Source organism: Enterococcus sp. AZ128, assembly GCF_051714485.1.
Lineage (GTDB): Bacteria > Bacillota > Bacilli > Lactobacillales > Enterococcaceae > Enterococcus_A.
Map to the genome: position 1 here is coordinate 899911 of NZ_JBIORZ010000002.1, position 20371 is coordinate 920281.

Here is a 20371-nt window from a genome sequence, read left to right on the forward strand (position 1 = left end):
TCCATATTTTTCTTGAACGGTGAATCCCATTCAACTAGTTTTTAACGTGTTGCTAGAACGTTTTTTTCATAATCCAGTACATCTTCGTACCAGTCCATTCCAACAGGGACATTGTTTTGTTCACAGAAATAATTCCAGACATCGGCGTAAGGGAAGTCCTTCATTTCTTCCGTTAATACCATCCGTTTAGTATGATCAAAGGCCAATTCGATTGTCTTCAAATCGTCGATTGGTTCCAGCATCGCTTTTAAAAGCGCTTTTTGTGTATTTCGGGTACCGACGACCCAAGCGGCGATCCGATTAATCGTTGCATCAAAGAAATCCAAACCAATCGTGGTCTTGCTCAAAAGATCATTGCGAACAATCTCTTTACCGATCTCTTGCAATTCATCATCCATAAGGACAACATGGTCAGAGTCCCAGCGAATAGGGCGGGAAACATGCAGCATGATGCCTTTTGAAAACAAAGCCAGTGAAGACAATTTGTTCGAGATAACTTCTGTAGGATGAAAATGACCGGCATCTAAACAAATGAGCTTATCACGAGTCAGACCATATCCCATATAGAATTCATGAGATCCGACAGTATAGGCTTCGGCACCGAGACCGAACAGTTTACTTTCAACCGCCTCTTGGGTATATGCTTCATTCAATTCTTCAGTAAAAATCTCATCTAGTGATTCCATCAGACGTTTTCGAGGACTGTAACGATCAATCGGGTTATCCTTCATTCCGTCGGGGAGCCAAAAATTATTGATACAGGTTTGTCCCGTTTCTTTTCCGAGGAATTCAGCGATTTTCCGACTGCGTTTCCCATGTTCAATCCAAAACTCTCGAATTTCTTTATCGGGATGAGCCAAGGTCATGCCATCCTTCATCATTTGATGAGAGAAGAAGGTAGGGTTGAAATCTAAACCAATCTTTTGCGTTTTGGCCCAGTCCACCCATTTTTGAAAATGTTTTGGTTCGATTTCGTTTAGTTCAACGGATTCATCTGTATCAAGGTAAATAGCATGGAGATTCAATTTATGGCTGCCTGGGATTAAAGATAAGGCCTTCTCAATATCTTGTCTTAATTGATCGGGTGTGTGTGCTGCTCCAGGGTAATCGCCTGTGGCCATGATACCGCCTGTCAATTCACCGTCCGGCTTTAAGAATCCTTTGACATCATCTCCTTGCCAGCAATGCATGGAGATTTTCACTTCTTGAATTTTTTTCAAGGCGGCATCCGTATCGACACCGACATCAGCGTAGCGTGCCTTTGCATCTTCATAACGTTTTTCTACTGTTTTTGACATCATTTTTCCTCTTTTCGTTCGATTGATTTTTAATTCGTTTATTTTTCTAACACAATTATTAGTTCCTTTTTGTACCTGTCTTAGATGATTGATTTGGTGAGTTCCAGATATTTTTTAAGTGCTGCAGGATTCTTGCTTTGTGGATGAAATTCTTTCAGCGGGAAAGAGTTCTTGATTCCTTCGCGACCTTCCGTTAGCGTTCCAAATCCCTCTGTAGCGACCATTTGGACCATGATATTTCCAATTGCGGTTGCTTCGCTTGGACCAGCAAGAACAGTGACACCGCAAGTATCTGCGGTTAATTGATTTAAGAAAGTATTATTTGAACCACCGCCTACGATGTGAAGCTTTGTGATCCTTCGACCAGTAATTGTTTGCAGCTTGTTTAGTTCCACCGCATAACATAAGGCTAGGCTATCGTAAATACAACGAGCCAATTCTCCCGCAGTTTCAGGAATTTTCTGCATGGTCTCTTGGCAATAGGCTCGAATTTCAATAATCATGTTCTCAGGATTTAGAAAGCGAGGGTCATTCACATTGATCAAGCTTTCGAAGGCGGAAGCTTGACTCGCCAATTCCGCCAATTCAGGATAAGAATACTGATAGTCTTGGCTGCGTGCGACTTCTTGGATCAGCCACATACCCATGATATTTTTCAAAAAACGGACCGTTCCTTGAACACCCCATTCATTGGTAAAGTTGGCTTGGTAGGCCTTCGAAGTTGAAATTCCTTCATCGATTTCTACCCCCATCAAGGACCAAGTTCCTGAGCTGATATACGCCCAATCGGTGCCTTTACCTGGCGTTCCCGCAACAGCCGAAGCAGTATCGTGGGAGGCGATGGTGATGAACATGGCATCTGGGAGGTCATAGTCAGGAAATTTCTCTTTAAGCAGCGATCCTAAAATTGATCCTGGTTCTGCTGAATTTGGGAAGAGCTCTTTGTCGATGTCGATGGCGGTTAAAATATCTTCATCAATCTCTCGGGTTTCCAAGTTCATTAGCTGCGTAGTCGATGCATTAGTCTTTTCTAATACCGCGTGGCCAGTCAAAACGTATCCCAGGTAATCAGGGATCAGTAATAATTGTTTGGCTTGTGCCAATTTAACTGGACTTTCCTTTAGCAATTGAAAAACGGTGTTGAACGGTTGAAGCTGGATGCCCGTCTTTTGATAAAGTTCTTGCAATGGGAAATTTTGGCCAAATTCCTCCATAGCATGTGCGGTTCGATTATCACGATAGCTGACCGGCAAACTCAAGGCTTGACCTTGATCATCTAGTAAGCAATAATCCACCCCCCATGTATCGATACCGACGTAACATTTTTCAATGCCGCGGTGCTTTATTTTTTCTAAGCCGATCAAAATTTCCTTGATTAAGTGTTCTGTGTCCCAATGGGTTGTTCCTTCAATTAAAGAAAACCCATTTTTAAAGCGATGAACCTCTTCAAGTGAAATACGATTAAATGTATCCTTTTCCGAGAGCATTAAACGTCCACTTGAAGCACCGATGTCTACGGCTATATAAGTTTCTGCCATTCTTATTCCTCCTTTTAAAACGAGTCACTATTTTACATAACTAATTAGATATGCAAAAACTTCAATCATATGATTAGTAACTGAGCGTGGATTCTTTCTTATCACGATTTCTACCTCTATTATCAGAATTCTGGGTTGTGTTATCAATGACGAGGATATAGAATAAGTGTGACGAATTTACAGGGATGTGAAAAAATGCATGAAGTGACTAAAGAGTATTTGCACCGCCATAATCGAGTCGAAGAGGAGCAATTGAAACGTAAGAAATTTATTATTGATATTCCCGAGAACTCGTTTCAAACGAAAGAAGATAGCATGGTTTTGCTGAGAGATTATTTTTTGAAAAATAATTCTGTTTATATAAGCAAGCACCCGCGGTTTGCTGCTTATCCAGAACATAAGCATCATTTTTTGGAATTGAATTATGTTTATTCAGGGAAATCGATCCAGTATATTAATGGCAATCGAGAGGTGATTCGTAAGGGGGAAATTCTTTTACTTGATCGTGGCTCTGCCCATGCGTTAAGTGAGCATGATGAGGATGATATTATGATCAATATCATCTTTCCGAATGATAAAGTGGATATCGATTGGCTTTCTAACCTTAACGAAAAGAGCAGTGTACTATTTAGCTTTTTAGCGCAAACCTTAGCCAATCGTTCCCGGAAAAATTATTTGATTTTTCGTTGTTCTGAGAATGAACATGTTCAAATGATTTTGGATCAAATGATCAATAAATATTTTATCGAGCCGAATTTTGCTAACGAAATCATCTCTTTGTATATCCCGATTCTATTTACTGAATTAATCGGAAACTGCACCTATGATTTTTACGAAGAAAAAAAGGACAAAACAAATCATCAGGTGGTCATCGATACATTGAAATTGATCGAAACCGACTTCGCATCAGTAACGTTAGAAAGTGCGGCACAACAGCTGGGATACAACAAAAATTATTTGAGTAACATCATTAAAAAGAAGACCGGCGAGACATTCTCCAATTTATTAACAAAAAGACGTATGAAGCAGGCTAAATTCCTAATCGAAAATTCCTCCCTATCGATCAGTTCGATCATTGAACTGATCGGACTTAAAAATCGCAGCCATTTTTATCATCAATTCAAAGAGGCCTATGGGGTACTTCCAAATTCGTTTAGGGAGTGAGCATAGGAGAGAGACGAGAACCACTCATCAGTCATTACGGGCCTATTAAGGATTGAGCTCTATTAGCAAAAAAACTACCTGCCTAGGATTAAAGCCTCTGAATAAAAGTTGTTGAAATCATGAAAGGTACGCACAAAAATAAAGACCTTGGATTCTAAATTCTACTAGAGATTTAGGAATCCGAGGTCTTTTTAAACCATTTGAACTGTTGTATAATGTCTCATTTAGCTCACTATGAGTAATTTATTGCCAAATTTTATGCTCGATAATTTCTAATTTATCAGGATTAAGCAGAGTATTTAATCGTGCATCAATCAGGTGCTTTCGGCCGGCGAGGTTTTTCGTATAGAAAATTTCTGCCGATGAATTGCTTTTTTGAATCTCTGTTATGAAAGTTTGAGCCTCCTTTTTATTCTTGCTGTAACGAGCGGGGACTGCAAAGTAGGCATGTTTAATTTTTAAAAGATACCTAGGATTCTCGATTTCACCCAATGCTTCGCTAACTAGGTCATTAAATAGTTTTTCCTGATGATAGCTAGCGGTAATTTCACAGGAGAAGACATACTCATCCCAACTAATTGTTAAGGGGATATTCTCAGATAGCAGGCCTTCATTTATTAGTAATTGATAAATTATTTGAACTATTTTTTGTTGGATTTGACAAGATTTTCGCCAAAGCCTTCTCTTCTTTTGTTCTTTAAAATAGAATGCTAGATTCCCGTGAAGCAGGGATTGAAAGAAGGTCAGCGATTTTTCTTTTCTATTTTTAAAGCTAGTCGGTTCAAAATCCAATTCTTTTTCTGCAGGCTGGCTTCGAATAAACAGGGGCATTGCCAAGCGAGTTCCTTGCTTTAAGGCATCATTCCATAGTGTAAAATATTTTTCACGCTCTTTGGCTTGATAAAGATTGTGCTGTGTATAGCCGCTGATTACTTGAATATCCGGTAGTTCAAATCGTTCACTGCCTGTTGAAATCAGCGGTGCGGCAAGCAAATTTAAGCCTTCGATAAATGATAAACGTTTAAAAATAGAAGCGAATGAAGGTTGTTCTGATAACGGAATATTCGGATAAATTGCTCCAATATGCCAAATATTGGTCAGCTTTCCTTTTCCAGTTTTCCGTAACCCTCTGCCGCGAATCTGCTGGGTTTGGACGTAGGAACCCGCCGCGTTTCCCATGATTATGGTGTTAATCGAAGGGCAATTCCATCCTTCTCCCAATAAACTGACCGTACCGATTAATAAATTGAGAATACCAGAATCTAAAAGCTGTGTTGTCAGGGATAATAAGCTGCTTCTATTTTTGTCTGTCATGGTCAAATAAACATAGTTAGACAGATTCTTCTCTTTCTGAAATGCTGAGTAATTTATGAAGTAATTCTGATAAACATCCTGACTGATGATGAGGAATTCTCCGCAAATAGCGGCTAGAGAAGTTTCAGGTTTAAGCAGGTCCTTGAGATCTAAAAATGCTGGCGCAACACCATATTCTAAATACCTTTCTTTTCCATCTAGAACATCCTTTTTGATATGATCAAATAAAAGTACACCGCGCAGCATGTTTTCTAAATAGCTCTCTTCTTTTATAACAATATGCTGGATTGCCTCTTTTACCAAAGGAATGTTTGATTGATTCTTGCCTTCAAAGTTCGGGAAAAGCCTGAGCTTATCGTTGTATAGCCAGCCTATTTTTGATAAATAGTTAAATATAGTTAAGCGTGGATCTGCATGATATAAATATTGATATAAATCGATGATACTTTTTCTTGTTTGCTGAGGAATTTCAAATTTCTTTCGGTTTGTCCCTAAAATCTTCCAATGATCCCCGCCAATTTGATAGTGCTGCTCATTCAGGTAGAATAGACAACTCAAATAAACGTCAAAATTCTTATAGATAAATGCTGTACAATTCAAAGGCTGTTGAATAAAATCTTGAGCTAACAGATAATCAGTTACTTCTTGATTACGACAAAGCGTGGCTACAATTTGATTTTGATTCTCTAAAAAATCTGAGAATTGTTCCTGCGCTTCTTTTGTCACAGGGATTAAGTAGACATAGTCCTGATAAGGGGCAAGCACCTCTTCTTTTATCAACTCGGAAACAGAGATTTCTTCATCAATCGTTCCCGTTAATCGAATATAGTTCTTCCATTCTTTTTGATTCGCATCAAAGGGAGGTGTTGCGGTTAAGGCTAATGTTTGCAAATCATTCGTATGTTCTCGTAAATGCAGTAAAAGGTCAGACCAACTTTTCTTTAAGTGATGCGATTCGTCTAGCACAAGAAAATTAATACCATATTCTTCAAAGTAACGCGTCCACTCTTTTCCTTTACTACACAGATTTTGATAAGTAGCGATAGTAATTTGAGTTGGCTGAAGCAGATTTTCAGAGATTTCCCATTGAGGATAATATTCCTGAATCGTATCCATCCACTGCTTTTTCAACAGTAAAGAGGGGACTAAAATTAATGTTTTTCTCTGTATTTTATCAATAATCGTTATCCCTAAGATTGTTTTGCCTGATCCGGGTGGAGCGACAATATGGATACTGTCATTATCCAAATAATTGGCTAATTGATCGATTGCTCGTTGCTGATAGGTTCTTAACTCGATAGTCGGTACCATCTTTTCTCCTCAAAAATTTTTGTTTTTTTCAAGTAAGTCTTTAATTAATAACCAGCTTATCATGGATTTATTTTAAAAAGAAGAGTGCGTGTTCAGGTGTATCTGTAAAGAAAATAGTAATTTTATTAGCTGAATTGTAATATTAATCGCAACAAAGAACCCATCAAAAATTTCTAGTAAAATGAGTTTAGGATAACAAACTACTAGGAGTGATTTTGATGGGTTCACACAAAAAGCTTACACGAGATAATCGAAAATGTATAGAGACGATGATTTATGATGCCAAGAGTATTCAAGAAATAGCGGACAGAATTGGTGTTAGCCGAACAACGATTGATCGTGAGTTGAAACGAGTACCCGAAGATTTGATCTATAATGCCGACAATGCGCAATTAGATGCGGAAATGAAGCGCAGTGCCTGTGGTGCGAAGTCCAAATGGACTTCTGAATTCGCTTATCAGATTGAATGTGATCTTGAAGACAGCTGGTCCCCTGAACAAATTGCGAATGATCGTCAAATAGTTTCATTCAAAACCATTTACAATTGGCTCTATGCCGGTATTCTTAATGTGTCTAAACAGTGTCTGAGACATAAAGGCAGAAGACAAGAAAAACAAGAAGAGGCACGAGGCAAAATGACTGTAGGGCATACCATTGATGAACGCCCAGCTTCTGTGTCAACTCGAGAAGAATTTGGACATTGGGAGTTGGACACAGTTGTTTCTAGCAGAGGGGAAAGCAAAGCCTGCGAAGCAACGTTTATTGAACGGAAAACACGCTTTTATTGGGCGATCTCAATGAGGGATCGTACCGCGAAGTCAATGGCACAAGCGATTAAAGCTTTTGTGCAAGACCTAGGGAGTCACAAGGCATTTTTAAGCTTTACGGTCGACCGTGGGAAAGAGTTTTCTTGCTGGAAAGAAATTGAGAAAGATTTAGACGTACCTATGTATTTTTGTGATCCATACTCCCCATGGCAACGCGGATCTAACGAAAATGGGAATGGTTTATTTAGAGAATTCTTCCCTAAGGGAACTGATTTTTCAAAGGTACCCCCTACGGAGAAACAGGAAGCATTACGCAAGATAAATATGCGTCCTAAAAAAACATTGAACTGGAAAAATTGTTGGGAAGTCTTTCAAGAAGAAATGTTGCAATTAATTTGACAATTCAGCATTAAGAAATACATCAACGAGAAAGTCCAATACGTTATATTTGTTTCCTAGTTCGGAGTAAATAGATAGATTAGAGAAGCAAAAACGCGATACTAGAATCTTACTGTTACTATTAAAAAAATGGTAACGCTTCAAATTTTTAAAAGACCGTATTGACAATCTTTTTTTATGATGATAGTCTTGGAGTAACAAAAAAAACAAATTTAGCAGGGTTCGTTACGGGTAAAGCTGGCAATGCCTAAAGAAAGTATGTTTATTATGCATACTCTCTTTAGGCATTTTTTTATTGGATTCGGCTAGAAAAGGAGGAGAATTATGGATAATCGTGAGCTGGCAAAAGCGATATTAAGTAATGTGGGAGGAGAAAAAAATATAAGCCATTTTACAAATTGTGTGACAAGGCTGCGTTTCCAATTGAAAGATGACATGAAGGTTAATCAGCAGGAAATCAGTCGATTGGACGGTGTTTTAGGTGTTCAGTTTCAAGGGGATCAATTTCAAGTCATTCTTGGTGGTAGGGTAGCGAGTGTAGCCAACGAACTGAATGAGATAACTTCTCTAACAGGCAGTGATGATGAAAATAATGGGGAAATCGGAGTATCCAGCGTGTTGAATACGCTGTCATCAATTTTAACTCCAGCATTGCCGCCAGTTATTGCGGGAGGATTGCTTAAAGGCTTCATTTTCATGTTCATTAATTTTGGCTGGGCAGATGGCGGTACGGATACGATTATTTTTCTTAATGGTTTATCAGATGCGATGTTTTACTTTTTCCCATTTTTGCTTGCAGTAAGTTCAGCAAAACGATTTAAGACGAATGAATATTTAGCACTAACGTTAGCTGGTTTAATGATGTATCCATTTGCGATTGCTGAAGGCCAGCAGGTTATGAAGCTTTTTGGGTTCATTCCAATCGCTGTAGTTGATTATAGTGCTTCGGTTTTACCAATCATTTTTTCGGTTTGGTTACTGAAATATGTTAAACGTTTTTTTGATAAGTATATTCCAGATATGGTCAACATGGTATTTTCACCGTTACTATCTTTGCTTATTGTGGCTCCGATAGCGATGAGTGTGCTGGCGCCATTAGGGTATTACATCGGGGAATATATTGCCCATGGAATCAAATGGTTAATTGACTTTTCTCCTTGGCTGGCAGGATTAGTCGTCGGAAGTACTCGGCCGATCCTTGTATTAGGGGGGATGCATCATGCCATGAACCCGCTTGTTCAACAAGAAATCTCAAGCTTTGGTTCTTCACAAATGCTGGCGATGATGCTCATGAGTACTTTTGCGCAGGCAACAGCACCACTTGTCGTTTATTTCAGAGCGAAACAAGCAAAAGAAAAGCAAGTGGCATTATCAGCAGTAATTCCAGGTTACCTAGGGATTACGGAACCTTCGATTTACGGGGTCCTTGTTAAATACAAAGGTGCGATGATTGCGACCTGTCTTGGCGGAGGTATCGGAGCAGCCGTCAGTACCATGTTAGGTGGTCAGAGTTTTGGTTTTGTCATGCCGGGCATCCTTTCTTTACCTGCCTTCATGGGAGAAGGATTTATCGGAATCATTGTTGGGATGATCATTTCGATCGTTTCGACAGCCATTTTAACTTTCTTATTAATGAACCGTTTCTCAGAAGGGGAAAAAGATGTGCAAAAGGATTCGCTTGAAGAAACAACTTCTTCTCAAGTGCAGGAAGGCAGTCTGTCGATCCATTCACCAGTGAAAGGGAATCTCCTGTCGCTAGAGTCGATTGATGACAATACCTTTTCTCAGGAAATCTTAGGTAAAACATTGGCGATTGACGTACCAGATGGCAAAGTATATGCGCCGTTTGAAGGAAAAGTGAAGGCAGTATTTCCAACGAATCACGCGATCGGCTTAGAGGCATCTAATGGCGTCGAGCTTTTGATCCACATTGGTTTAGATACAGTAACACTTGATGGTGAAGGGTTTGAATTGAAGGTAAAACAAGGTCAAGAAATAAATAGAGGCGATGAGCTGTTAACTTTTGATCCATCATTCATAAAATCTAAACACTTGAATGATGCCGTAATCGTCGTGATTACGAACTCAGAGAAGTATAAAACAATTAATAAAGCTGCATCTGAAATGATTGATTTAGATGGAAGTTTATTCAATATTGCAACGAATTAAGAGAAAGAGGGAAGAAAAATGAAATTAATCATCACAGAGGACTATAATGAAATGAGTACAGTAGCAACCCATTATCTTTTAGGAGCGATGCACGGGCAATATCGCCGAAACATATCGATCACTGCTGGTTCTACTCCTAAAGGGGTTTATGAAATTTTAGTCCCATTAGTGAAGGATAAGAAATACTTTGAGCAAGTACATTATTACAACTTTGATGAAATTCCATTTAAAGGTGAAGAAGATCGTTATGGAGTAACGATGAGTAATTTGCACACGATGTTTTTTGGACCAGCGAACATTGATAAAGAGAAGATTCACGTGCTTGACTGGACCAATTATGAGACACAGGATGAACGGCTGAAGGAAGACGGCGGACTTGATTTTGTGTTGCTTGGAGTAGGTGCGGACGGACATTTCTGCGGAAATTTGCCGGATACTACAAAATTTGGTGATTTAACTAGTCGTGTTGATGAAGATGCTACACCAGATATGGTAGATGTTTTATTGAACGAAGTTGGCGGCGTAGAAGAGAAGCGTCCAGATTTTTATGTCACCATGGGGCCTAAAAGCATCATGCAAATCAAACAATTGGTGATGATCGCCAGCGGAGAGTCAAAAGCAGAGATCGTGAAGAAATTAGTTGAAGGAACTGTTACAGAAGAGTTCCCAGCTACCCTATTAACAACGCATCCGAACATGACACTGATTGTTGATAAAGAAGCCGCATCTTTGCTATAGTATTTAATGTCAGGAGGAACCCAATGCAAATAACACAGAGATTAAATAATAATGTTGTTTTGGTTGAAGGGGAATCCGGTCAGCCGATGATCGTTATGGGAAAAGGTGTAGGATATAAAGCTTATCCTGGAAACTTGATTGATGAATCATTAATTGAACGAAAGTTTATATTGAAAAATGAACCGAAAAGCGAAATCGATAAAGTCTCGGCATTAATCAGTGAAATCCCATTACCATTTATCACACTAAGCGATACGATCCTAAAATTGGCTGAGAAAGAACTTCACACTGAATTTGGCTTAACGATGTTGATTTCCCTTACCGATCATATTTTTTCTGCTGTTGAACGAAAAAAACAGGGGATGTCTATCGTTAGTCCTTTACATTGGGATATCAAGCAGCTTTATCCTTTAGAGTATGCTTTAGGTGAAAAAGCAGTGGCAGCTATTAACGAGGTTGTCGATGTAGAACTGGATGAGACGGAATCTACGGCGATTGCGATGCATTTTATCAGCAGCGGCAACAACTATGATTCGATTCAGCAGGCGATGAATGTTACGAAGATCATTTCGGAAATTATCTCGATTATTCAGTATCATTTTCAAATCAAGATTGATCAGAATTCGATAAATTTTTCTAGATTGGTCTCGCACCTCCAATATTTTTTGATTCGCCAAGTTAAAGGGATAAAAATGATGGATATGAGTGAAGAGATGATTCGCATAGTCATTGATCAATATAAGTCCTCTTTTCAATGTGCAGAAAAAATAATTCGCTACTTAAACAATAACCATAATGTAAAACCTCCATTAGAGGAAGAGGTATACTTGACGATGCATATAGAAAGAGTTCGACAAATAGAGATGTAATAAAACAGTTATCCATTCAGCACTATGATTGAGTAAAAAAGCATCCATTCCGTTATTGGAATGGATGCTTTTTCGCGATTTAACACGTCATAACTTTTGTAGACTAGGAGTTACAATATCTAGCTAACCGCTCCACGAGAGTTCCTGTATGCAGTTCAAACAAATGATTAGCATAATCGTAAAAATAGAGGGACGCGCCTTCACCTTGGATTCTAGAATGTCCCTCTTCAATTTTAAGACCTACATTTTTTATTCGTAAGCGATACTTTTCTAACTCATCGTAATTAATTTTGAAAGCGATAGGATGATAGGATTTTTGTTTTTCGACAGAATCATCCTCCATTAAAGCAATCCAAAAAGAATTTTTCAGGATGAATCGAAAATTCAATTGAAATGCTGGAGTATATTTCTTTTGCGTTGAATATACTTTTGAGCATGGTTGAAGAACGCTCAAGATTCTTTACGATGAAGGTGACATGACTAAGTGGAGACAAAGTGACTCAATCCTTTTGAATAAAATCTGTAAATCAATTGATAGAAGCTTAGTACTAATTGGGTTATCAAAAAAATCTTAACTATTGAAAAGGGGAAAGGCTAAGAGTTTAGTGATTCATTCATATCATAGGATTCAATGGCTATTGGTAACGCGTTAATAACTTCATTTCCTACAGCAGGTAGTCCGACTAAAATTGCGCTGATCACTTCTTCTTTTGTTGCACCCGCCTTTTTTGCCAGTATAACGTGAAAAGGAAGCCCACTTGTTTTTCCTGTTGCAGCGAGGACAGCAAGATAAGATAGATGATTCGTCTTTTCATCTAAGGCGCTGATGTCTCCCCAAGTTTGTACGAGCTTTCCAAAAGCTTGCTGATGTTCAGGTGCTTCTTTAGCAAATGTTTCGAATGAATGACTTAATTTCATAGGATACCTCCAATTTTTTTAATCATTATACCACTTGGAACTCAGTGGGTAATGAGGAAATCAGAGTTAAAATATAAAAAAAATTTCTATTCAAAAGAGCTTAAAACCAACTGAAGTGACCAGCAAATCGGACACCTTCGTATTTGCTCAGTTTTTTAAATTTTTAAACAAGTTTATAGATAAATATTTGTTTTTTTAGAAATTATGCTCGTAATCCAGTAGTAATTAATAAATATTATTTATAATGCCGACGCATAACTTATTACTTCTTTGTTGTCAAATAGTAAGCTTAAATAATGCGAATTTGGATATTACGAGCAGAATCCTTTAAAAATAAAATAAACCACGTTACGATAATATTATAAAGTGTGGCAAAGATAAACGAAAATAACTTCGGGATACGATGTAGAAATGTGGCGAAGTAATGCGCGATATTAGTATGAATCCGTTGTTTCTTGCTATAGAAAAAATAAATCGTATGACCTACCACACTAAAAGAAAGCTCAATTTGGAAATTATCTAAAAGGAGGTGCACCATGAATCGTGGAGTAAAGGCAATCGGGATTATTAGTTCGCTAATTTTGATGTCGGCATTATTGATGGTCATCGCGATTAGCTCCCCGTACCTGAACCTGCCATTTGGCATTCGACGAACCGAGTTTTTAAGGAATTCTCTATCAAATGATTATTTTCGCCAGTATTTATTTTGGATAGCTTTGGTTTTCACGGGAGTCTTATCGATTTTCATTTTAGTCATGATCTTTTACCCAGGAGTAAAACAGACATTTGTACTTAAGGAAAATAAAGGTCGTCTTTCGTTAGACAAAAAGGCGATTGAAGGATTAGTTCGTTCGAAGCTGAAGGAGACAGGTTTTGTTGCTTCTCCCGACGTTAAGGTTCGGGCAACGAAGAACAAAATCAAGGTCAAAGTAAAAGGTCAATTGAATCGCACATCTGCTCATGTTGAGAAAACAGAAGTATTAATGGAAGAAATTCAACATGAACTGCAGGAGATTATAGGTAGTCGGGAAAAAGTCAAAGTGGATATTGCGTATACGTCTTTTGATAAGGAAGGGCCGACTGTAAACCGTTCACGAGTTGAATAGTATAGGGGACAAAAATGAATGTTTGATCGTACGAGGAGGGAGATACATGGAAGATTTTTTTGCTCAGTATAAACTCCCGATTATTTTCGGAGGGGTCGGATTGATTTTGGCCATATTGCTTGTATCTATCGGTTTTTTCAAAACGTTATTGATCGTTTTATTAACAGGTTTTGGCACAGCACTTGGCTATTATCTGAAACAAACTGGTGCACTAGATGACTTTTTTAGTCGCAGAAACAACTGATCAATGATCTATTTCTAAATTAGACACAATAATTTTTGTTCAAAACAGGAGGAATTTACAATGGAAAACAATTATGGAAACAAAACAGCCGTATCTGAGGAAACGAAATCAACTGCTTCTCCCACAGTGAAAGGTGAATTGACTTACGACGATAAAGTCATCAAAAAAATCGTTGGTACAGCTATTGAACAGATTGATGGATTATTAACGGTAGATGGTGGTTTCTTTTCTAATATTGCGGAAAAATTGGTGAACACGGATAACGTTACTACTGGTATTGAAACAGAAATCGGTAAAAAACAAGTGGCAGTTGACATGGATGTTGTCATTGAATACGGCCGAGACATTCCTAAAATCGCCGATCATATCAAAGAAGTGATTCGGGATGAAGTCGCTAAGATGACTCATTTAGAAGTCATCGAAGTAAACATCCACGTAGTTGATATCAAATCAAAAGCGGAATATGAAGAAGACAGTGAAACAGTACAAGATAAAGTTACGAGCGCTGCTAAAACAACAGGAGAATTTGCTTCAAAACAAACAGACAAAGCAAAAGGCGCAGTTAACCGCGGAACAGATAAGGCACAAGAAAAAATTGAAGAAAATCGTGAACCACGAGTAAAATAATTAAATTATAGGAGGAATTTATCATGGGTTTATTATGGTCATTAATTATTGGAGCAGTTATCGGAGCAATCGCCGGAGCGATTACAGGCAAGGGAAATAGTATGGGATGGATCGCAAATATCGTGGCTGGTTTAGTCGGCTCAGCTTTAGGTCAAGCGTTATTAGGTTCTTGGGGACCTTCATTAGCTGGTATGGCGATCGTGCCATCAATTATTGGCGCAGTAATTCTAGTTTTAATTGTTTCATTTTTCTTGGGACGGTCTAAATAGATCTAACGACAAAGATGATGAGAGAGATCAACAGAAGTAGGAAGCCTGTAAGTTAAGAGATACAACTCCTTGATGAAGCTTGTACCCAATAACTAGTATGTTAGATTTACAGAGTGTTTCCCCCGAAGAAGGTTTCTATTAGAAAAATAATTGGGTATAACAGCTCAATCTTAATGGAGAAGGAAAGCAATTATGGTGCTTTCCTTCTTTTTTTAACGACTTCAGTCAGTTTCGCTCGCGGTAGCGAGTGAAACAAAAAAACCGCGCGTTTCTACGCGTGGATGAAAAAGCTTTAGCGTTAAAAACTCCTTTCGATATACTAATAAGTGGCTACCAACCGCTCATTTTATCGAAAGGAGTTTTTTTCATGTCATCAAATGACGACAAAAGTTTATCACATACAAGATGGAATTGTAAGTACCACATCGTGTTCACTCCAAAATATAGAAGGAAAGTAATCTATGGAGATTTGAGAAAGGATATCGGAAGGATTTTGCGCAAGCTCTGTGAAATGAAAGAAGTAGAAATCATCGAAGCTCATGCAATGCCAGATCATATTCATATGTTAGTAAGAATTCCACCCAAAATAAGCATTTCCTACTTCATGGGATTTTTAAAAGGGAGAAGCGCGACACTGATCCATGAACAGCATGGAAACTTAGTCTATAAATATGGGAATAAAAGTTTCTGGTCAAAAGGGTATTACGTAAGTACAGTGGGTTTGAATCAGAAAACAATCGCAAAATATATACGAGAACAGGAATCAGATGATCGTATTCGAGATAGTATAAGTAAACAAGAATACGTTGATCCGTTCAAGAGTAAGAAAAAGAAATAAAGTAGCGAGCGACGAGCGGTTGGCGGTCTTTTAGAAAGCTCCATTTATGGAGTATGTGAGCGGGGACCTCTTCTAGAGGTGTTAAAAAGCCACCCGTTTTCACGGGTGGATGGGTTACTGTTCCATTCTAACGGACTTGTTTACACAGAATATGAGTATATGTAGAAGTTTTATTTGGGAAAGACCTAAAGGATAGGTAGTTTTTTATGATGATTCTGTTCCTATTAGTGGACTTAGGTCCATAACGAAGAAGGTAGATTGAATACTTTGTGGGGAGTCGGTACATTTATTGATGCAAATAAAAGGAGGACATGAAATGATTTGGAAGAAGAAGCTAAAAATTTATGCACCGATTGACGGGGAGTTTGTTGCTTTAAGGGATGTTGAGGACGAAGTATTTTCTAGCGGAATGATGGGTCAGGGCTTCGCTATTGAGCCAATTATGGAAACGATCATTGCCCCGGCGGATGTTGAAATAATCAGTGCGAGTGAAAATATGCGTCATGCACTAGGCTTGCGCTTAAAAAACGGGTGCGAACTTCTGATCCATGTTGGAATCGATACCGTTTCGCTGCGTAATCAAGGGTTTACTGTGCTAGTAAAGGAAGGAGATACTGTCAAACGCGGAGCACCTTTGATGCAATTTGATTCACGGCTAATCAAAAAAGCCGGGTTAAGAAATACCATCATGATAGTTATAACAGAAGCAAAGAATTTTTCATTAGACATTCCTGCAAACTTGAAAGAAATGAAGGCAGGGGAGTCTTTAGTGCTGATCATTAAATAAGTGTGTACTCCAAACCAACTGAACTAGTTGTTATTAAAAAAAGTGTACGGCATTTTTGGTCTCTATCTGTGGACTTGGGTCCAAAGATCTGAAGAAATATTGTAACTGGTTTTATAAGTTGTTAGTCTTAGGTCAAGAGATACGTATACTCAATAAAATGAATGGAGAGAAATGATGAAAAGTAAACTTTCTCAAAGGATGCAAGACTTTTCTCGTGCAGTAATCGTTCCAGTCAAGTTCATGGCAGTGATGGGGTTGTTCTTGGCAGTTTCTGTTATTTTACAATTAGAATTCATGCCGAGTGTTTTGCAGACCTTTGGCGGATTGATCAAAACGATGATGGACAGTATGTTAAATAATTTGGCGCTGATCTTCTGTGTAGGGATCTCGGCATCCTTAGCGAAAAAGAAAAAAGTTGAAGCCGCTCTTATATCACTGATCGCATTTTTATTCTTTTTAGCTGCTAATAATGCTTGGTTGACGCTGACTGATCAATTGGCTGAAGCTGGCGAAATGGGGCTTTTTGGAACAGGTCAAGCTATAGTGTTAGGTTTCCAAGTCGTCGATATGAATGTCTTTTTAGGAATGTTAGTTGGTTGTCTCGTTGCGTTTATTCATAATCGGTTTTCGGATAAGGAATTCGTCGATTTTTTAAGTATTTACGGCGGTTCGCGTTTTTCGTTTATGATTTTGATTCCGGTTATCTTAGTAACAGCGATAGGAATGAGCTATATCTGGCCGGTCGTGAATAGCTGGATTTCTTCATTATCAGGTTTCATTTTAACGACGGGATTATTAGGGGTTTTCATTTATTCATTTGGAAATCGCTTCTTGATTCCGACGGGCTTGCATCATTTGTTGTGGATGCCATTTTGCTTTACCGCATTGGGCGGAACGGCGAAAATTGGAGGGCAAGTTTACAATGGTGCGGCAAATATTTTCTATGCGGAAATGGCGAACGCCGGGTCTATCACAAGTTTAGATCCGTCCTTACGTTTCGCGACGTTTGGTTTTGTTAAAATTTTCGGCTCGATCGCCGTTTCGTTAGCGTTGATTCACTGTGCTAAAAAGCAGCGCAAAGAAGAAGTGAAGGGGATGATTTTACCTTCGATGTTTGTTGCTGCGGTGGCAGGAATAACTGAGCCATTAGATTTTTCATTCTTGTTTGCATCGCCGTTGCTGTGGTTGGTCCACAGTTTATTGACGGCTGTTTCGGAGACGATCCTTTGGGGAATCGGGGCTAGAACGTATATGCTCTATGGGTTGATTGATACATTTGTTTCGAATTCCGTCTTCAGTCCTTCAGTTACTAAGTTCTATTTAGTAATTATTGTCGGAGTTATTATGGCAGTCATCTGGTATTTTGTTTTCGTCCTATTAATTAATAAATTAAATATCAAAACACCTGGTCGAGAAGACGACGTTGCAGAGGAAGTGGTACTGGCGACTGCTGCAAATGGGGAACTAACTGCCGACAGCAATGATGATTTTGATTTGGTCGTGGCAGGTTTAGGCGGAGAAGGAAACATCGAAAGTATTTCTAATTGTTTCACTCGATTACGAGTAACAGTAAAAGATGAGGCACTAGTGGACTCTGCTCAACTAGAAAAAATCTCTCAACAAAAAGGTGTCGTTTTAAATGGAACGAATGTCCAAGTCATTATTGGCATGGGTGTCCAAGGGTTCAAAGAGGATATTTGCGAAAGATTGGGTATGAGCGAATCATAAAAGGGTAGAAGGTTATATTTTGAAAGGAAGAGAACAATGAAATTGGAAAAACAGTCAGTTGTAATTGCAGGCGGAGGAAGTACTTATACCGCAGGAATTGTCATGATGCTTATTGAAAATCAGGATAAATTTCCTTTACGCAAATTAAAATTTTACGATAATGATGAAGAACGTCAAAGTGTTGTCGCCAAGGCTTGTGAGGTGATCGTCAAAGAACGTGCACCCGAAATCGAATTTTTAGCGACAACCGATCCTGAGGAAGCATTTTGCGATATTGATTTTGTGATGGCCCATATTCGGGTTGGCGGGCTGTCGATGCGAGAAAAGGATGAAAAGATTCCGCTAAAATATGGTGTTGTAGGTCAAGAAACTTGCGGACCAGGCGGGATGGCTTACGGGATGCGCTCCATTCCAGGTGTTGTGGAACTAATTGATTACATGGAAAAATATTCACCGAATGCTTGGATGCTTAACTATTCTAATCCGGCTGCGATTGTGGCGGAAGCAACCAGAAGAATGCGGCCAAATGCAAAAATCATCAACATCTGTGATATGCCTGTAGCAATCAAAAAATCAATCGCTGATATTGTTGGTTTAGAAAGCGAAAGTGAGATCGTTGATCGGTATTACGGATTAAATCATTTTGGTTGGTGGACAGAAATGACCGATAAACAAGGCAATGATCTATTGCCAAAATTAAAAGAACATATCGCGAAATATGGTTACGCGTCAGCTGGCGGGGAAGAAAACCCGTTATTGGAAGAAAGCAGCTGGATGGATACCTTTCAAAAGGCTAAAGATGTTTATGCGATTGATCCAACAACTGTTCCTAATACGTACTTGAAATATTATTTATATCCTGACTATGTTGTTGCCCATGCCGATCCAAATTATACACGAGCTAATGAGGTAATGGATAATCGTGAGAAAAATGTATTTGCTGAATGTGAAAGAATTGCGGCTGCTCAGACAGCAGAAGACACAACGATCGAGGCTGGAGAACATGCGGAATTCATCGTTCAATTGGCAGGAGCACTCGCGTATAACACATATGAACGAATGCTTTTAATCGTCAAAAATGAAGGGGCAATCGCTAATTTGGATGATGATGCTATGGTTGAAGTGCCATGTATTGTCAGCAAACGCGGCTATGAACCATTATGTATGGGCAAGATCCCACACTTCCAAAAAGGAATGATCGAACAGCAGGTGGCCGTTGAAAAATTAGTTGTCGATGCTTTTGAAGAAAAGTCGTATCAAAAATTATGGCAGGCGATGACTCTTTCTAAGACTGTTCCGTCAGCATCTGTTGCTAAGCAGATTTTAGATGAAATGATCGCGGCTAATGGTGAATGGTGGCCTGAATTAAAATAGGTTTTGCTGATAAAAGTATGGATGATTGGAAACGATCATTCATATTTTTTTCTGTGAAAGTTGAATTCGCTATCTTGTGAGGTAAAATAAGAATAAAGGGTAAGGAGGATGGCTATGCTTTTTTCCGATATTGTCAATCAGCATTATGAGACATTAAATGAAGTGGATATCCAAATGGTCAAATACATCAATGCTCATCCTAAAGAAATGACGAAGATGGGAACAAATGATTTTGCGAAAATTTGTCATTCGTCCAAATCATCAGTCATTCGCTTTACACAAAAACTAGGATTTACTGGTTTCAGCGAACTGCGTAATTTTTTGAAATGGCAAAACGACCCCAGCGATGCGGTAAAGGAAACAACCTTCAAGAAAAGAATTTTTTCTGACGCGGAACGAACAATAAACTATCTCGAAAATAATAATTGGGAAACTATTTATAATGCGCTTGAAAATAGCCGAAATGTCTATTTGCTGGGGACAGGTGTCACGCAGCAAAACCAAGCAGCAGAATTGCAACGACTGTTGCTGCTAATCGGAAAACCTGCGCAAATGATCCCGGCTTCTTCCCAATCCAATGAATTTAAACGAATCATGGAAAATATCACCGAAGATGATTTGATTTTTGTCTTGTCATTGTCTGGTGAAAATCAACATCTTTTTAACGTACTGAATGTCCTTTCTACCTATCGTTCCACCATCGTCTCAATCACAAACATGCAAAATAATCTGTTGTCTGGCAGATCGGATTACTCGCTCTATGCATCAAGCAGTCGCAGTCCTAACCCGACGGATTGGTGGCTGCAAACTTCGTCCTCTTTCTTCTTATTAATTGAAGCATTTGCCTTTGGATATGTCGATTATTGTCGGAGGAAGTAGTGAATCCATGTACGGAGATGACTAAATAAAGACA

18 protein-coding genes and 1 pseudogene are annotated in these 20371 nt (G+C 38.7%); 14 read left to right on the forward strand and 5 right to left on the reverse strand.

Annotated elements, in window-relative coordinates:
- Positions 1-41 precede the first annotated feature (41 nt).
- Complete coding sequence (rhaA, locus tag IGI38_RS16110; RefSeq protein WP_438732443.1) at positions 42-1298, reverse strand: L-rhamnose isomerase; 1257 nt, start codon at positions 1296-1298, stop codon at positions 42-44.
- Between the two features lie 80 nt (positions 1299-1378).
- The gene (rhaB, locus tag IGI38_RS16115; protein ID WP_438732445.1) at positions 1379-2836 is read right to left on the reverse strand and encodes a rhamnulokinase; all 1458 of its coding nucleotides are present in this window, start codon (positions 2834-2836) and stop codon (positions 1379-1381) included.
- A gap of 195 nt (positions 2837-3031) precedes the next feature.
- Between rhaB and IGI38_RS16120 the strand changes: the two genes are divergently transcribed.
- On the forward strand, positions 3032-4000 hold the full coding sequence (locus IGI38_RS16120; protein WP_438732446.1) for a helix-turn-helix domain-containing protein: 969 nt from the start codon (positions 3032-3034) through the stop codon (positions 3998-4000).
- A gap of 243 nt (positions 4001-4243) precedes the next feature.
- On the opposite strand, the gene IGI38_RS16125 is transcribed toward IGI38_RS16120, so the two are convergent.
- Positions 4244-6625 carry a DEAD/DEAH box helicase family protein gene (locus IGI38_RS16125; protein WP_438732448.1) on the reverse strand — a complete coding sequence of 794 codons (2382 nt, stop codon included), beginning with the start codon at positions 6623-6625 and terminating at the stop codon, positions 4244-4246.
- Between the two features lie 218 nt (positions 6626-6843).
- Here IGI38_RS16125 and IGI38_RS16130 point away from each other — a divergent pair, with 218 nt between their 5' ends.
- The 4 genes from IGI38_RS16130 (at position 6844) to IGI38_RS16145 (ending at position 11567) form a co-directional block, all read left to right on the forward strand.
- On the forward strand, positions 6844-7791 hold the full coding sequence (locus IGI38_RS16130; RefSeq protein ID WP_438725454.1) for an IS30 family transposase: 948 nt from the start codon (positions 6844-6846) through the stop codon (positions 7789-7791).
- 324 nt (positions 7792-8115) lie between these two features.
- The gene (locus IGI38_RS16135) at positions 8116-9960 is read left to right on the forward strand and encodes a glucose PTS transporter subunit IIA (protein WP_438732450.1); all 1845 of its coding nucleotides are present in this window, start codon (positions 8116-8118) and stop codon (positions 9958-9960) included.
- Positions 9961-9978: 18 nt separating this feature from the next.
- A complete protein-coding gene (locus IGI38_RS16140; protein WP_438732451.1) occupies positions 9979-10698 on the forward strand; it encodes a glucosamine-6-phosphate deaminase in 720 nt (239 codons plus the stop codon).
- A 23-nt stretch (positions 10699-10721) separates the two neighbouring features.
- The gene (locus tag IGI38_RS16145) at positions 10722-11567 is read left to right on the forward strand and encodes a PRD domain-containing protein (protein ID WP_438732453.1); all 846 of its coding nucleotides are present in this window, start codon (positions 10722-10724) and stop codon (positions 11565-11567) included.
- Positions 11568-11670: 103 nt separating this feature from the next.
- Here the strand turns inward: IGI38_RS16145 and IGI38_RS16150 are convergent.
- Positions 11671-11781 (reverse strand): annotated as a pseudogene (locus IGI38_RS16150) (FosX/FosE/FosI family fosfomycin resistance thiol transferase); the annotation flags it as partial.
- A gap of 380 nt (positions 11782-12161) precedes the next feature.
- On the reverse strand, positions 12162-12485 hold the full coding sequence (locus IGI38_RS16155) for a carboxymuconolactone decarboxylase family protein (RefSeq protein WP_438732455.1): 324 nt from the start codon (positions 12483-12485) through the stop codon (positions 12162-12164).
- Positions 12486-13021: 536 nt separating this feature from the next.
- Here IGI38_RS16155 and amaP point away from each other — a divergent pair.
- The 9 genes from amaP to IGI38_RS16200 all read left to right on the forward strand — a co-directional run bounded on the left by amaP (position 13022) and on the right by IGI38_RS16200 (position 20337).
- Positions 13022-13591 (forward strand): alkaline shock response membrane anchor protein AmaP, encoded by a 570-nt coding sequence (gene amaP / locus IGI38_RS16160; RefSeq protein WP_438732457.1) that lies wholly within the window; start codon positions 13022-13024, stop codon positions 13589-13591.
- A 46-nt stretch (positions 13592-13637) separates the two neighbouring features.
- Positions 13638-13835: a DUF2273 domain-containing protein gene (locus IGI38_RS16165; RefSeq protein ID WP_438732459.1), complete on the forward strand. Its 198-nt coding sequence runs from the start codon at positions 13638-13640 to the stop codon at positions 13833-13835.
- A 60-nt stretch (positions 13836-13895) separates the two neighbouring features.
- A complete protein-coding gene (locus IGI38_RS16170) occupies positions 13896-14462 on the forward strand; it encodes an Asp23/Gls24 family envelope stress response protein (RefSeq protein WP_438732461.1) in 567 nt (188 codons plus the stop codon).
- Positions 14463-14485: 23 nt separating this feature from the next.
- Positions 14486-14731, forward strand: a complete 246-nt coding sequence (locus IGI38_RS16175) for a GlsB/YeaQ/YmgE family stress response membrane protein (RefSeq protein ID WP_438732463.1) — start codon at positions 14486-14488, stop codon at positions 14729-14731.
- A gap of 367 nt (positions 14732-15098) precedes the next feature.
- Positions 15099-15569, forward strand: coding sequence for an IS200/IS605 family transposase (gene tnpA, locus IGI38_RS16180; protein WP_438732465.1), 471 nt, complete (start codon positions 15099-15101; stop codon positions 15567-15569).
- Positions 15570-15885: 316 nt separating this feature from the next.
- Positions 15886-16356, forward strand: a complete 471-nt coding sequence (locus IGI38_RS16185; protein WP_438732467.1) for a PTS sugar transporter subunit IIA — start codon at positions 15886-15888, stop codon at positions 16354-16356.
- 174 nt (positions 16357-16530) lie between these two features.
- Positions 16531-18084 (forward strand): PTS transporter subunit EIIC, encoded by a 1554-nt coding sequence (locus tag IGI38_RS16190; protein ID WP_438732469.1) that lies wholly within the window; start codon positions 16531-16533, stop codon positions 18082-18084.
- A gap of 36 nt (positions 18085-18120) precedes the next feature.
- Positions 18121-19458, forward strand: a complete 1338-nt coding sequence (locus IGI38_RS16195) for a 6-phospho-alpha-glucosidase (RefSeq protein WP_438732471.1) — start codon at positions 18121-18123, stop codon at positions 19456-19458.
- A 114-nt stretch (positions 19459-19572) separates the two neighbouring features.
- Entirely contained in the window at positions 19573-20337 is a 765-nt protein-coding gene (locus IGI38_RS16200; RefSeq protein WP_438732473.1) for a MurR/RpiR family transcriptional regulator, read from the forward strand.
- The last annotated feature ends 34 nt before the right edge of the window (positions 20338-20371 follow it).

Bases quoted from the DNA above. Each gene is read 5' to 3' on its own strand.
- IGI38_RS16135 (WP_438732450.1), top strand. From the start codon at position 8,116: ATGGATAATCGTGAGCTGGCAAAAGCGATATTAAGTAATGTGGGAGGA.
- IGI38_RS16125 (WP_438732448.1), bottom strand. From the start codon at position 6,625: ATGGTACCGACTATCGAGTTAAGAACCTATCAGCAACGAGCAATCGAT.
- IGI38_RS16165 (WP_438732459.1), top strand. From the start codon at position 13,638: ATGGAAGATTTTTTTGCTCAGTATAAACTCCCGATTATTTTCGGAGGG.
- IGI38_RS16175 (WP_438732463.1), top strand. From the start codon at position 14,486: ATGGGTTTATTATGGTCATTAATTATTGGAGCAGTTATCGGAGCAATC.
- amaP (WP_438732457.1), top strand. From the start codon at position 13,022: ATGAATCGTGGAGTAAAGGCAATCGGGATTATTAGTTCGCTAATTTTG.
- tnpA (WP_438732465.1), top strand. From the start codon at position 15,099: ATGTCATCAAATGACGACAAAAGTTTATCACATACAAGATGGAATTGT.
- IGI38_RS16140 (WP_438732451.1), top strand. From the start codon at position 9,979: ATGAAATTAATCATCACAGAGGACTATAATGAAATGAGTACAGTAGCA.
- IGI38_RS16120 (WP_438732446.1), top strand. From the start codon at position 3,032: ATGCATGAAGTGACTAAAGAGTATTTGCACCGCCATAATCGAGTCGAA.
- IGI38_RS16155 (WP_438732455.1), bottom strand. From the start codon at position 12,485: ATGAAATTAAGTCATTCATTCGAAACATTTGCTAAAGAAGCACCTGAA.
- IGI38_RS16130 (WP_438725454.1), top strand. From the start codon at position 6,844: ATGGGTTCACACAAAAAGCTTACACGAGATAATCGAAAATGTATAGAG.
- IGI38_RS16195 (WP_438732471.1), top strand. From the start codon at position 18,121: ATGAAATTGGAAAAACAGTCAGTTGTAATTGCAGGCGGAGGAAGTACT.
- rhaB (WP_438732445.1), bottom strand. From the start codon at position 2,836: ATGGCAGAAACTTATATAGCCGTAGACATCGGTGCTTCAAGTGGACGT.
- rhaA (WP_438732443.1), bottom strand. From the start codon at position 1,298: ATGTCAAAAACAGTAGAAAAACGTTATGAAGATGCAAAGGCACGCTAC.
- IGI38_RS16170 (WP_438732461.1), top strand. From the start codon at position 13,896: ATGGAAAACAATTATGGAAACAAAACAGCCGTATCTGAGGAAACGAAA.
- IGI38_RS16185 (WP_438732467.1), top strand. From the start codon at position 15,886: ATGATTTGGAAGAAGAAGCTAAAAATTTATGCACCGATTGACGGGGAG.
- IGI38_RS16200 (WP_438732473.1), top strand. From the start codon at position 19,573: ATGCTTTTTTCCGATATTGTCAATCAGCATTATGAGACATTAAATGAA.
- IGI38_RS16145 (WP_438732453.1), top strand. From the start codon at position 10,722: ATGCAAATAACACAGAGATTAAATAATAATGTTGTTTTGGTTGAAGGG.
- IGI38_RS16190 (WP_438732469.1), top strand. From the start codon at position 16,531: ATGAAAAGTAAACTTTCTCAAAGGATGCAAGACTTTTCTCGTGCAGTA.